The sequence below is a fragment of the Desulfovibrio biadhensis genome, from assembly GCF_055388615.1.
On the sequence record NZ_AP042477.1, the window covers coordinates 3,418,644 to 3,432,422 of the forward strand.

A 13,779-nucleotide genomic window follows, 5' to 3' on the forward strand; every position below is an offset into this window, starting at 1 on the left:
AAGGGTGCGTACCAGGTGAATGTCCGCGAAAGCTATCGATTGCTCCGGCTTGAGGAGGGCGCTTCACTGGATGAGGTCAAAAAGGCGTTCCGCGCCATGGCCTTCAAGCTGCACCCTGACCTGAATCCCGGCGATCCGCACGCTTCCAGGCATTTTCAGAGAGTCAACGAAGCATACGTTGTTCTCAAGCAGCATCTTGAGAATGGCAACGCTTCTGGAAGTGGGGCCTCTGCAAAGGGCAGCGCGTCAGGCGCTCGCTCCGAGGCGTCGCGCCCTACGTGGGAGCATGCACGGCAGCAGTATGAAAAGGCCAAAAAGACTGCCGATGCCTCTGGTCCTGACGCTGGAGCAAAGGCTGCTTCTGGCAAGTCCAAACCGCCCCCGCAGCCGGGAAAACCAAAGAAACCGCCTCGCAAAGAGGAAGTGCTCCATGAAATCCTCAAGGATCCTTTTGCGCGTCAGGTGTTTGAAGATATTTACAGCCAGATTCGCAAGACCGGCGGCAAGAACATGGTGCGTACCTATAAGCCGCCGAAAAAACGCAAGCTTCATTTTCAATGGGGCGACAAAGACGTTAAGCTGGACTTGAGTGAAGGGCTTTGGAAAGGCACCAAGGGGTGGATGCGCAGCTGGCTGGATGAGGAACAGACCATCAATCTGCCGGCCGGCATTTTGCGCCCCGGCGCGAAGGTCCGGCTTCAGGTCCGCCAGGGGTGGTCTGGAAAGAAGGTTGCCGTGGATGTGACGCTTCCCCCCGATTATGTTGTAGGGCGCTTTATCCGGCTTAAAGGCCTGGGCCGAAAATTTGGCCCGCTTGTGGGCGATTTGTACGTAAAACTCATGATCGCCTGATCACATGGCAAGGAGCCTGGCACGTGAGACCCTGGCGCGCCCCTGGTAAGGCTCTGGTGGCCTTTATAACGCTCTGTATGCGTGGGCTCAGGGATTTCTGGCGTTATCAGGGCGTGAGCCAGGCTGCGGCCCTTGCGTTTTACGCCTTACTCTCCTTTATTCCCCTTCTTTTTCTTGTCATTGCCATTGCCGGGATGATTTGGGGCGATACCATCGAGCTCAAGCATTTTGTCGAGAATAATGACAATTTCCTGATGCCCTGGGTGCAAAAACTGCTGGATAAGCAACTGGGCACCCTTGTCGCAATTGCATCCAGACTTGGCTGGGCGAGCCTGGCTTTTATCTTTTGGACATCCGGTCTTTTTTTTGCTGTGCTGCAGAACAGCCTGATACTGCCATGGACCCGTGAAAGTTCACATAAAAGTGGGCTGTGGCGATGGTTCTTGCCCTGGATACTCGGACCTGCCCTTGGTTTTATGTTGCCTCTGGCCATGCTGGCCATGCATGTGGCCGGCTATGTGCAGCCTGGCCTGGAGTGGCTACCTGGGAGTTTTCTGCCGATTATCCCCACGTTTGGGGCATGGCTGACGCTGCTCATCGCCACTTTTGTGCTGTATTCGTTGTTTCTGCCTCTGCATTGTCCCACAGGTAAAATCATTCTCTTGTCCCTGCTCATTTCCGTGGCCAGCCTGGGCGTTACGACGCTTTTCAGCCGGATTATCTTCTCCCTGCCAGACTATGCCTTGATATACGGCTCTCTTGCCGGAATAGTACTGTTTTTGTTGTGGCTTGAATATAATATGGGGTTGATTCTCTGGGGCGGCCACATGCTCAGGCTCTGGCATACCAAGACGGCCGAGCAGGCATTGAGTGACGATGACAAGGCGCAAGCGGAATTTGCACTGCTTGTCTCGAGCAATCAAGAAGAAAGCAGGGCTACCGTGGCAAGGCTGCGGGCCATGGCAACTGGCGGCAGGAAAAAGAAACAGAACAAGGAGCAGTAGGAACAGGGGCAGAAACCTTGTGACGTCTGTGTGATAGTCTGTGATTTCAAAGAGTTCAAAAATAAGTGTCATTTTTTTCTTGAAAACTGCTTGACATCAAAGCGTCACAAATCTATAAACCGCCTCTGCCGCAACGACGGCGCTTTGTGGGCCATTAGCTCAATTGGTAGAGCAGCGGACTCTTAATCCGTTGGTTTAAGGTTCGAGTCCTTAATGGCCCACCAGATAATTCAGGCAGTTACGTTGATATACAGCGTAACTGCCTTTTTCTTTGTGCTAATTCATCGCTAACAGCACACCTTTTTTCCCCACCCCACCCACAATCTTCATTTCGCGCCAGAGGTCTGGCCGTTTGCATCCTTTCTGGGAGTGATTGTCTCTAATCCCCTTTTTGATTATAGTGAAATGCAACTATATTGAAGCCTGCAACCTTGTATTTTGCCTGCCATCCACTTTGAGGAAGAAGGTAGTGCAATACATGCGCGATGCACCTTGTTCGAATGCAGTTTGCGGAAGTTGATCGTTGTTAACACGTGGGGAGGATACATGAGGCATCGTTGTGCGTTCTGTTTTGCTAGGGTGATGGTGTTTTCTTTTGCGATGTTCTTTGGCTCTTATTTTGTGGCTGCGGCGAATGCTGCAGGCCAGACACAGGCCACTCGTGGAGATGCAGACCTCCCAACGGTGGTTATTGTAGCAACGGGCGGCACCATTGCCGAAAAGGTTGATCCGGAAACTGGCGGCGCTGTCCCTGCACTTACCGGAGAATCACTCATCATGGCAGTGCCTGAGCTTGCCAAAATAGCCAACATTGAAGTCGTGGAGTTTTCAAATATTGACAGTTCCCAGATGTCTCCTGACATTTGGGCGCGCCTGAGCCGTGCAGTGGACAAAGAGTTGGCAAGGCCGGAAGTGCGGGGCGTGGTTGTTACCCATGGCACAGACACCATGGCCGAAGGCGCGTATTTTCTTGATGTGACACTTGTAAGCGATAAACCGGTTGTTTTCACCGGCGCCATGAACGACGCCTCGAGCTCGTTTCCCGACGGTCCTGGTAATTTGCTCAATGCTGTTGCCCAGGTTTGCTCGCCCGTGGCCGCTGCATGGGGCGTGACAGTAACCCTCAATAACTATGTGAATTCGGCAAGAGCAGTGCGCAAGACCCATACCACCAACATCCAGACCTTCAATTCGGGGGAGCGCGGTTATCTGGGGTATATTCTAAAAGGTGAGGTCCGGCGCCTGAACGATCGCCCCCCAAGGATTACCTTCCCCATTCCAACGTCGCTGCCCAAGGTCGTATATATCGCAACGTACGCAGGGGCCGACGGCTCTCTCGTGCGCCATGCGGTGGCAGACGGCGCCCAGGGATTGGTCATCGATGGTGTGGGCGCGGGCAATGTGAACGAGTCCACATACAAGGCAATACGCTATGCCCAGTCCAAGGGGGTTCCCGTGGTTATTTCTTCATGTGTGTTTCAGGGCGCGGTTGAGCCAATATACGGAGGCAAAGGCGGGAGCAAGACGCTCCTGAATGACGGATGTCTCCTGGCCGGCGATTTGGGCGGCGCCAAGGCCCGGCTGCTGCTAATGCTGGGCATAGCTCAGCGCGGTGCGGATTGTGCCGCACTCAAGGAGTTGTTTGCACAATAGCGTGCCCCCATACTGAGAACGTGGTCAGTAGCGTCTTCTCTTTACCATGGGGCGCACACGCCTTCTGGCTGTCTTCAATGCCGACGGCTCTTTGAAATACCGCTTCAACTATGCCGATGACCGCATGCCCGTGTCCATGACGGCCGACGGCCAGACCTACTACCTGGCGTACGACCAAGTGGGCTCTCTGCGCGCCGTGACAGACGCCAATGGCCTAGTCGTGAAGGTTATTGAATACGACTCCTTCGGCAATGTCTTGGAAGATAAGAATCCTGCACTGGATGTGCCCTTCGGCTTCGCCGGTGGGCTGTACGATGCGGACACCGGGCTGGTGCGGTTTGGGTTCAGGGATTACGACGCGGTAGTCGGAAGGTGGACTGCCAAGGATCCTATAGGGTTTGGTGGGGGGGATAGTGATCTATATGGGTATTGTGGTGGGGATTCAATCGGTCTTTTTGATTCTCAGGGTTTATTAGTAACTTTCAACATCGGTTATGACGTTGAGGTTATGGCGGGCTTTTTCGGTATGAGTGTCCATTTTGGAACTATTGTAGGATTTGATGGATGTAATTGTAAATATGCAACTTATTGCTTTAAAAGTGGCATTGGAGTGCAACTTTCAGGAGCAAAAGAATTTGGATTTAACCACTCTCGCAGAGGCTGGGCTGCCTTCGAAGGCCGGTCAATAGGCATGAGCGTTGCGCCTCCTGCTGTTATTACTGGCAGTATTGCTTTTGGGAAAAAAACCGTTGGTGGAGCGATCTCTATTGGCCCTAGTTTTGGTGCCTCAGAAGCTGCTGATATATGTCATACGAAGTTATTTGACTGTGAATGCTCCCCTCTACCATGCGAAACATTTGGAAAATAATACATGTCAAATTTTCGTCCGATTGACAAACTACTTAAGAATTTTAGTACTCCAGGTGAAGTTGTTGCATACGTAACTTTGCTTCGTATTGTGTTGGCAGCTGTTTTTGTTCTTTTTGTTTTTATTTATTTTTATCTCGAAAATAATGATTTTCCAATACTATATAAAATTATTTCTCTTATTGTTGTGTTTGCTTCATTCGGAGCATCTTTTCTGCTTTCATTCTTTGGTAGCTTCTTGTATATATTGAAAAAATATTTTAAATAAGCAAATTGCATGATACGAACGTTTCAATTCTATCCTCCTATGAGCTAATGGTAACGTAGGCTAGGGCAGCAGACCACCTATCTGGACCGCAACGCGGCCGGCGCTCTGGAATCCACCATCACCACGCCCGACGGGGGCGTTACCGAATACTGGCGCAGTCGGGACGAACTCCACGTGCACAAGGAGCTCTCCTGTGGCACCATATTGGACGTGGATTACGCCCTCGATCCTGAATACAACCAGCCCTATGTATCGCGGCGCGTGGCCTCCACGGAAAGCGGCCTGGCCAGCGTGACCGAAAGCGCCGTCACCTATCTCGACGAGGATGGCGACAGCACCTACGACCTGATCCAGCGCATCACCTCCCTCAATGGCAAACCCACCACCACCGAGGATAACGTAGCGGCTGGCGCCGTTACCGTTACCACCCCGGAAGGGCGCTCCAGCACGCAGTATTACGATCCCGCAACGCTCCTGCCCCAGCGCGCCACCGTGCCCGGCCTGCTGGAGACCACCTACGGCTACGACGCCCGCGGCCGGCTGACCAGCGTCGCAACGGGCGAGCGCTCCTTGAGTTATGCCTACGATGACCGGGGCAACCTGGCCTCGGTGACGGATGCCCAGAGCCGTACGACCAGCTATTCATATGATGCGGATGGCCGTGTGACCTCCACCACGCGCCCGGATGGCTCCACCATTAATTTCACCTGGGACTTAAACGGCAATCTGGAAGTGCTGACAGTTCCTTCCAATGTGGAGCACGACTTTGGCTACAACAAGGTCGACAAGAACACTTCTTATGTTCCGCCGATTTCATCCAGCTATCAGTATGAGTACGACCGCGACCGCCGCTTGGTGCGCACGGTCTTCCCCTCCGGCGCGAACATTGAGAACGTTTATGACGGCAGCCAGTTGCAACAAATCATCACACCTGAAGGCAACGTCGATTTCACCTATCTCTGTTCCTCAAAGATCGGCTCCATCTCACAGGGCGATGCATTTCTTTCCTTCGAGTATGACGGGCCGTTGCTCACTGCCCTGGACCAGGGGGGCGAGCTTAACGCCCACTTCGCGTTTGGCTACAACGACACCATGGAGCTCGTCTCAATTGTTTATGCAGGGGGCGAGAATGCATTAGCATATGATGATGACCGGCTGCTCATCCAGTCCGGCGACTTCAGCATCGAGCGCGACGAACAAAATGGCTTGCCCCTTGCCGTGGATGACGGCGCGGCGCGTATTGTTCGAGAATTTAATGGCTACGGCGAGGTCGAACGACAGACGCTGACTGTTAACGGCATTGCCATAGGCGATATCGCCCTCACGCGTGACAATGTGGGGCGCATCACAGCCAAGACCGAGACCATTGGCGCTGAGACATTCGCCTACGCATACGCCTACGATGCCTTTGGCCGTCTGACCGAAGTGCAGCTCAACGGCGCCGTGGTGGAAGCCTATACCTACGGCCCCCAAGGGGAGCGCCTGACCGAAACCAATACGCGGCGCGGCATCAGCAACCGCAACTACACGTACGACGCGGAAGACCACTTGCTGACGGCCGGAACCGCCAGCTATGTGTATAATCCGGACGGCTACCTCACCAGCAAGACCGACGCTAACGGTACGACCAATTATACCTACGCCAGCCGTGGCGAACTGAAACGCGTGGAGATGCCCTCTGGCGACGTGGTTGAATACCGCCACGACCCACTGGGGCGACGGGTTGCGAAATACCTCAATGGCGAGCTAATAGAGAAGTACTTATGGTTGGGGCGCACGCGTTTGCTTGCCACCTACGCCCCAGACGGCTCTTTGAAATGCCGCTTCGAATATGCCGACGGCCGTTTGCCTCTGGCAATGACAAGCGGCGGCGAACGCTTTTACTTGGCCTACGATCAGGTAGGCAGCCTACGGGCCGTGACCGATGCGAATGGCGCGGTGGTAAAAACCGTGAGCTACGACTCCTTCGGCAATGTGCTGGAGGATACGAATCCTGCGCTGGAAATTCCCTTCGGCTTCGCTGGGGGACTGTACGATGCCGACACCGGACTGGTGCGGTTTGGGTTCAGGGAATATGACGCAGAGGTTGGGAGATGGACGGCAAAGGATCCTATTGGATTTGGTGGGGGCGATAGTGATCTGTATGGGTATTGCCTATCTGATCCAGTTTCATTCATTGATTTCTATGGGTTACGGACAGTTGTTACTATTTGGCAACCAGTGGGGACTGGCCGTTCGTCTTGCGGACATGTTTCTGTCGATATAAATGGAACCACATATTCATATGGAAAAAGAGGTATGGCGATCGAAGTAACTGAAAAATATCGTAATCGCAATAGTTTTAGAACAGGAATTGGATTTGAAATTGATATCGATCCTTGTGATGAACAAAAAGTCAAGGATTTTCTTGAATCGTTTAATGATTATTATAGACCATTGTCAAATAACTGTTCACATCCAATCCAAGAGGCTTTGGAAAAAATAGGTTTCAAACTTGATTCCACATTTCTTCCTGTAAGGCTTGGTGAAAACCTAATGAACTCTGGAATAGTTTCAAGTTATCATTTTTATAATTTTAGTGGAGGGAAATAAGATTAAAGCAATGATGTTTTTTATAATGCTTATTTGTGGGGCACTTCTTTTATCGGGATATTTGTTCTATAGTTGCACTATGTGCAAGGATCATATTGTAATTAGGGAAAAAACTGTTTTGTTGAAATATGCAGAATCTCCTGACCCCTATTACAACAGGGTGCTTGCCACGCTAGAGAAGGGAGCGAAGGGTTGTTTCATTAATGTTAGGTATTCAAAAGACTATAAATATTTAAAAATAAAAACTGAGAGTGGGGCCGTAGGATATGTTGATTCATATTACGTCGAATCTGGCAATAAATATAAATAATATTATATTTTTATAAATTTCTTGACATGGGCTTTGCCGAAGATGGTTTTCTCAGCTTAATATATAATGGTGGACATTAAAGCAGGACTGGTAACTATCTAAAAGAAAATATGAACGCAAGTGGTGAACAGGCAGGGGCGAGCGTCACCGTCGGTGGAAACGTCGCCTTTTCCTGGAGTGTGGAGCGCGATGCCACCGGCCGCATCACCAGCAAGCAGGAAGTGCTTGACGGTGTTGCAAAGCTTTACGAATATACCTATGACGATCTGGGGCGGCTGACCGGTGTCACGCTGGATGGAGCGGTTGTGGAGTCGTACGCATATGGCGAAAACGGTGCGCGCAGCCTGGAGACCAACGCCCTGCGCGGGGTGGCGGACAAAGCCTACACCTATGCCGAAGACCACCGCCTGCAGAGCGCCGGCGACACCAGCTACACCTACGACGCTGACGGCTTCCTGCAAAGCAAAACCACCGGCGCGGACGTCACGCAGTATGCCTATGCCTCCACGGGCGAGCTGCTTTCGGTACACCTGCCCGACGGCCGCCTGGTGGAGTATGAGAACGACGCCCTAGGCCGCCGCGTCGCCAAAAAGATCGACAGCCAAATTACGGAGAAATATCTCTGGCTGGGGCGCACACGCCTCCTGGCCGTCTTCAATGCCGACGGCTCTTTGAAATATCGCTTCAACTACGCTGATGGCCGTATGCCAGTGTCCATGGCGGCCGACGGCCAGACCTACTACCTGGCGTACGACCAAGTGGGCTCCCTGCGCGCCGTGACAGACGCCAATGGCCTAGTCGTGAAGCTGATTGAATACGACTCTTTCGGCAACGTCCTGGAAGACTCTAATTCTGCGCTTGAGGTGCCCTTCGGCTTCGCTGGGGGACTGTACGATGCCGACACCGGACTGGTGCGGTTTGGATTCAGGGACTATGACGCGGTAGTCGGAAGGTGGACTGCCAAGGATCCTATGGGGTTTAAAGGTGGTCTTAGTGATTTGTATGGGTATTGTGGGGAAGATGGAATCAATTATATTGATATTAGAGGATTCGAAATATACCAAACAGAATCCGTTGGAATAACAGCAAGTTTTCCAAATATGATATCCTTGTCTCTAGGGACAAAAAAGTACAAAAATCTTTCAGGTGATATAGAAAAAATTTGCATAACAGTTTCTGCCGGCCTTGGCCCTGGACTTGGGCTCGGGTTCTTTTTGGCTGAAGGATATACTGAAACGGAGGACTTCTCTTGGTATCAGAGTGGTAATGTTTCTGCTTCAGGATTTGCAGCTATATTGGTTGGAAATTATTTCCAAGTTGATGAAAACAGCTCCTCAATAGGACTAACAGTTGGCTTAGGTCTTAGTGCAACTGATGATATTGAGAATTATCAAATCTGTTTTAGCCCTGAGCCTTGCCCATATCAAAGATCTAAAGGTCGTAAGCGAAAGAATAAGTAATCTTTGTGACTAACTATATATTGTGAAAGTACAGACAGGTATTGCAAAGATGAAACTTCGATTATTACAACTAACTGTACTGGCGATAATAATACTGGGAATTTCATACAGAACGCTATTATATGTTTTAAATAACGGCTTTGATGAAATTATATTTTTGAAGCTAATTATTTTGCCTGTAGCCGTGATATTTTTTCTTATTTCATATTTTATGGTTTATTCTATAAACTATGATGGTGATAAAATAGTGGTTAATGCGAAGGGGGGAGATTGTTATTACTACTATAAAGACTTCGAAAGTATATCATTTTTTTGTTCCCCGTTTTTGCTCGGGCTCTGTGTCGTTCGATTGTCATCGAGATCCAAGAGTAAGTATATATTTCTTAGCTGTCCGATATATAATTTTAAGAATAGAGAAAAAATTAAACAACTTGAAAAATATCTGAGTAGGGATGAAGGAATAAGAATAAAAGTTTGCAAAAAAATGGGGATTGTAAGATGCACTGATTGTATAGTGTGAGTATTAACCTGACGCTTTGCCTCTGGAGAGCGAACGAATAAATTACTATTTTCTCCTTTATCTGAAGCGCCTACGCCTATGACGACGATAGCCTGCTCATCCAGTCCGGCGACTTCAGCATCGAGCGCGACGAACAGAATGGTCTGCCCCTGGCCGTGGATGACGGCACGGCGCACATTGCCCGCGTATTCAACGGTTACGGCGAGGTCGAGCGCCAGACGCTGACTGTTAACGGCATTGCCATAGGCGATATCGCCCTCACGCGCGACAATGTGGGGCGCATCACAGCCAAGACCGAGACCATTGGCGCTGAGACGTTCGCCTACGCATACGCCTACGATGCCTTCGGCCGTCTGACCGAAGTGCAGCTCAACGGCGCCGTGGTGGAAGCCTATACCTACGGCCCCCAAGGGGAGCGCCTGACCGAAACCAATACGCGGCGTGGCATCAGCAACCGCAACTACACGTATGATGCGGAAGACCACTTGCTGACGGCCGGAACCGCCAGCTATGTGTATAATCCGGACGGCTACCTCACCAGCAAGACCGACGCAAACGGTACGACCAGTTACGCCTACGCCAGCCGTGGCGAACTGAAACGCGTGGAACTGCCCTCTGGCGATGTGGTTGAATACCGCCACGACCCACTGGGGCGACGGGTTGCGAAATACCTCAATGGCGAGCTAATAGAGAAGTACTTATGGTTGGGGCGCACGCGTTTGCTTGCCACCTACGCCCCAGACGGCTCTTTGAAATCCCGCTTCAACTACGCCGATGACCGCATGCCCGTGTCCATGACAGCGGACGGTCAGACTTACTACCTGGCGTACGACCAAGTGGGCTCCCTGCGCGCCGTGACAGACGCGAATGGCGCGGTGGTAAAAACCGTGAGCTATGACTCTTTCGGCAACGTCCTGGAAGACTCGAATCCTGCACTGGATGTGCCTTTCGGCTTCGCAGGGGGACTGTACGATGCCGACACCGGACTGGTGCGGTTTGGATATCGCGACTATGATGCCGAAGTCGGAAGATGGACGGCCAAGGATCCGATAGGATTTGATGGGGGCGATAGCGATCTGTATGGGTATGCCTTTGATGACCCCATCTTGTATTTCGATAGTGATGGTTTCGCTCCTCTAATACTTCCTCCTGATCCAAGCGGTCTTCCTGGATGTTGGAAACCAGACCTTTCTCATGAGCTACCTCGGTATTATAACGAGGATGCCGAGCCAGACTCTCCGCGCCTTGAATTTCATAAAGGCACCCCAGGTAAGCCAAAATTCAGAGGCAAGGACCATTGGCACAGATCAATCTTAGATGAAAAGGGAAGATGGAGAACAGACGAGTCTGTTGGAAAGAGAGGCCATCTACTCCCAGGTGATACCGTGGATGTTGCTCCCTGTAATCCTGAGCAAGAACCAGACACAGAGCAAGGCCCAGACATTGACATACCTGATCCTGACCCAAATATAGTTGGGCCCGTAATCTTTAGCATCTTCTTTTATTACTTAATATTTAACTGATGGAGTTCCATATGCATATTAAGAGTATTGAGGATAATCTTCACGAAGGTTTTCATGACTCAAAATTATATTCGTACACAGTTGACTACGTAAATGGCCAGCTGAGCTTTCAACTTGGCATCTTATGCTATGATGACGATGATGAAGAGAGTATGCACTTCATTAAATCCAATCTATTTTTCTACAACGCACTGTATTTTGTCTCAGATTTTCCATGGCCAGGATGTTTTTACGAGTCAGTTTTAGGTCTCAGTGGAGGGACGACTATAGATATTGAACTTGACAACTTTACTCACGGCAGAGCATGTCAACTTCCTCGAAACATACCAGATGGTTTTTTTACCGTCTCACTTTTCATGGGCGTTTACAATTCGCATCTTTATTTTGCAGCAAATGATGCAACACTAGAATGGACTGAAACTCCACCACGGTCTTTACGTAACATTAAATTTGCATAATCCGCTGTTAAATTCTTGTTGCAAGTGGAGATGTAGTAGTCCTTGGACTACCTGAAACTCCGCCTTTCAACGGCGCCCTGGTGGAGAGCTACGCCTACGGCCCGCAAGGCTAGCGCCTGATCGAAACCAACACCCAGCGCGGCATTGCGAACCGCTCCTATGCCTATGACGCCGAAGACCACCTGCTCTCGGCCGGTGATGTCTCTTTCACGTATGATGTCGACGGTTTTCTCACCAGCAAGACCGACGCGGCCACAAGCGAAACCACGACCTACGCCTACTCGCGACGCGGCGAGCTGAAGCAGGTGACGCTGCCCTCACGCGCGACAATGTGGGGCGCATCACAGCCAAGACCGAGACCATTGGCGCTGAGACATTCGCCTACGCATACGCCTACGATGCCTTTGGCCGTCTGATCGAAGTGCAGCTCAACGGCGCCGTGGTGGAAGCCTATACCTACGGCCCCCAAGGGGAGCGCCTGACCGAAACCAATACGCGGCGCGGCATCAGCAACCGCAACTACACGTACGACGCGGAAGACCACTTGCTGACGGCCGGAACCGCCAGCTATGTGTATAATCCGGACGGCTACCTCACCAGCAAGACCGACGCTAACGGTACGACCAATTATACCTACGCCAGCCGTGGCGAACTGAAACGCGTGGAACTGCCCTCTGGCGACGTGGTTGAATACCGCCACGACCCACTGGGGCGACGGGTTGCGAAATACCTCAATGGCGAGCTAATAGAGAAGTACTTATGGCTGGGGCGCACGCGTTTGCTTGCCACCTACGCCCCAGACGGCTCTTTGAAATACCGCTTCGAATATGCCGACGGCCGTTTGCCTGTGTCCATGACGGCCGACGGCCAGACCTACTACCTGGCGTACGACCAAGTGGGCTCCCTGCGCGCCGTGACTGACGCCAATGGCCTAGTCGTGAAGGTGGTTGAATACGATTCCTTCGGCAACGTCCTGGAAGACTCGAATTCTGCGCTTGAGGTTCCCTTTGGCTTCGCTGGGGGACTGTATGATGCCGACACCGGACTGGTGCGGTTTGGATATCGCGACTATGATGCCGAAGTCGGAAGATGGACGGCCAAGGATCCTATTGGGTTTGGTGGGGGAGACAGCGATCTGTATGGGTATTGCTTTTATGACCCCATCTTATATTTCGATAGTGAAGGTTTCGCTCCTCTAATACTTCCTTCTAATCCAAGCGGTCTTCCTGGATGTTGGAAAAGAGATATGACTCACAACCAACCAAGGTATTATAATTCTGATGCTGGAGCAGATTCTCCACGATTAGAATTCCATAAAGGTGTTCCTGGTGAATTTGGATTTGAAGGAAAAGATCATTGGCACAGGTCTATTAAAAACAAAAAAGGAAAATGGAGGACTGATATATCTGTTGGTCGAAGAGGACATTTTCTTCCTGGTGATATAGTAGAAGTTGATCCATGTAGTCCTGACCCTGAACCTGATCCAAACACAAGTCCTGAATTACCAGAACCTGATCCAAATGCAATTGGAGCCGCAATAATATCGAGCATTGTCATCTTTTACATATTTATTTTTAACTAAGGAATAAGATTTATGCATATAAGAGATTTGAAAAGAAACCTTCATCATGGTTTCCATGATTCAGAGTTATTTTCGTACTCTGTTGATTATGTTAGTGGTCAGCTATGCTTTAAAATGGGCATTCTATGTAACGAGGATGACGATGATGAAAAAATATGTTTAGTTAAGGCGAATTTGTTTTTCTATAATACTCTTTACTTTGTAGCTGATTTTCCTTGGCAAGGGTGCTTCTGCAGTAACTCAACTCTAGGGCTTGATGGCGAAACAGATATAGATTTATTTTTAGATAATCACACCACTGGGAGAGCCTGTCAAATCCCTCATGATATACCGGAAGGATATTTTACTGTTTCTGTATATATGAACTATTACGATTCATATCTCTATTTTGCTGCAAATGATGCAGCTCTGGAATGGACTGAGGTGCCTCCTCTTTCGTTGCGTAATATTAACTTTTCATAAGCTGTTCATTGTGCCTTCTACCGAGACACGGCAACACCCAATCGGTTATAGAGATCGTTGCCTTAGCCTATAGCCTACGACGGCTCGCTTATCACATCCATTACGCAGAGCGGCAGTCTGGAGCAATCGCTCGGCTTCGCATACAACAGCGATTTCGACGTCGCTATCATGGACTATGCGGATATTTCCGTGTCCTACACCTATTACTCAGAGCAGTATGTTTTTAAA

General features: G+C 50.3%; 9 protein-coding genes, 1 tRNA gene and 2 pseudogenes. All 12 read left to right on the top strand.

Annotated elements, in window-relative coordinates:
- The first annotated feature begins 15 nt into the window (after positions 1-15).
- The 12 genes and pseudogenes from ACZ5EH_RS14810 (at position 16) to ACZ5EH_RS14865 (ending at position 13,551) form a co-directional block, all read left to right on the top strand.
- Positions 16-852 (top strand): J domain-containing protein, encoded by an 837-nt coding sequence (locus tag ACZ5EH_RS14810; RefSeq protein WP_464274655.1) that lies wholly within the window; start codon positions 16-18, stop codon positions 850-852.
- A 23-nt stretch (positions 853-875) separates the two neighbouring features.
- On the top strand, positions 876-1,856 hold the full coding sequence (locus tag ACZ5EH_RS14815; RefSeq protein ID WP_464274656.1) for a YihY/virulence factor BrkB family protein: 981 nt from the start codon (positions 876-878) through the stop codon (positions 1,854-1,856).
- A gap of 148 nt (positions 1,857-2,004) precedes the next feature.
- Positions 2,005-2,080 (top strand) — tRNA-Lys (locus ACZ5EH_RS14820).
- A 322-nt stretch (positions 2,081-2,402) separates the two neighbouring features.
- Positions 2,403-3,509, top strand: a complete 1,107-nt coding sequence (locus ACZ5EH_RS14825) for an asparaginase (protein WP_464274657.1) — start codon at positions 2,403-2,405, stop codon at positions 3,507-3,509.
- A gap of 46 nt (positions 3,510-3,555) precedes the next feature.
- Positions 3,556-4,377, top strand: a complete 822-nt coding sequence (locus ACZ5EH_RS14830) for an RHS repeat domain-containing protein (RefSeq protein ID WP_464274658.1) — start codon at positions 3,556-3,558, stop codon at positions 4,375-4,377.
- Positions 4,378-4,380: 3 nt separating this feature from the next.
- Positions 4,381-4,644: a hypothetical protein gene (locus ACZ5EH_RS14835; RefSeq protein ID WP_464274659.1), complete on the top strand. Its 264-nt coding sequence runs from the start codon at positions 4,381-4,383 to the stop codon at positions 4,642-4,644.
- Positions 4,645-4,818: 174 nt separating this feature from the next.
- A complete protein-coding gene (locus ACZ5EH_RS14840) occupies positions 4,819-7,236 on the top strand; it encodes an RHS repeat domain-containing protein (RefSeq protein WP_464274660.1) in 2,418 nt (805 codons plus the stop codon).
- Positions 7,237-7,656: 420 nt separating this feature from the next.
- On the top strand, positions 7,657-9,006 hold the full coding sequence (locus ACZ5EH_RS14845; protein ID WP_464274661.1) for an RHS repeat domain-containing protein: 1,350 nt from the start codon (positions 7,657-7,659) through the stop codon (positions 9,004-9,006).
- Positions 9,007-9,609: 603 nt separating this feature from the next.
- Positions 9,610-11,049, top strand: a pseudogene (locus tag ACZ5EH_RS14850) (RHS repeat domain-containing protein); the annotation flags it as partial.
- 11 nt (positions 11,050-11,060) lie between these two features.
- Positions 11,061-11,507 carry a hypothetical protein gene (locus ACZ5EH_RS14855; RefSeq protein WP_464274662.1) on the top strand — a complete coding sequence of 149 codons (447 nt, stop codon included), beginning with the start codon at positions 11,061-11,063 and terminating at the stop codon, positions 11,505-11,507.
- 316 nt (positions 11,508-11,823) lie between these two features.
- Positions 11,824-13,089: pseudogene (locus tag ACZ5EH_RS14860) on the top strand (RHS repeat domain-containing protein); the annotation flags it as partial.
- A gap of 12 nt (positions 13,090-13,101) precedes the next feature.
- Positions 13,102-13,551, top strand: coding sequence for a hypothetical protein (locus ACZ5EH_RS14865; protein ID WP_464274663.1), 450 nt, complete (start codon positions 13,102-13,104; stop codon positions 13,549-13,551).
- Positions 13,552-13,779: the final 228 nt, after the last annotated feature.

What these genes read in the sequence shown, in the direction of transcription:
- ACZ5EH_RS14835 (WP_464274659.1), top strand. Translation starts at nt 4,381, where the DNA reads ATGTCAAATTTTCGTCCGATTGACAAACTACTTAAGAATTTTAGTACT.
- ACZ5EH_RS14855 (WP_464274662.1), top strand. Translation starts at nt 11,061, where the DNA reads ATGCATATTAAGAGTATTGAGGATAATCTTCACGAAGGTTTTCATGAC.
- ACZ5EH_RS14865 (WP_464274663.1), top strand. Translation starts at nt 13,102, where the DNA reads ATGCATATAAGAGATTTGAAAAGAAACCTTCATCATGGTTTCCATGAT.
- ACZ5EH_RS14825 (WP_464274657.1), top strand. Translation starts at nt 2,403, where the DNA reads ATGAGGCATCGTTGTGCGTTCTGTTTTGCTAGGGTGATGGTGTTTTCT.
- ACZ5EH_RS14830 (WP_464274658.1), top strand. Translation starts at nt 3,556, where the DNA reads ATGGGGCGCACACGCCTTCTGGCTGTCTTCAATGCCGACGGCTCTTTG.
- ACZ5EH_RS14845 (WP_464274661.1), top strand. Translation starts at nt 7,657, where the DNA reads ATGAACGCAAGTGGTGAACAGGCAGGGGCGAGCGTCACCGTCGGTGGA.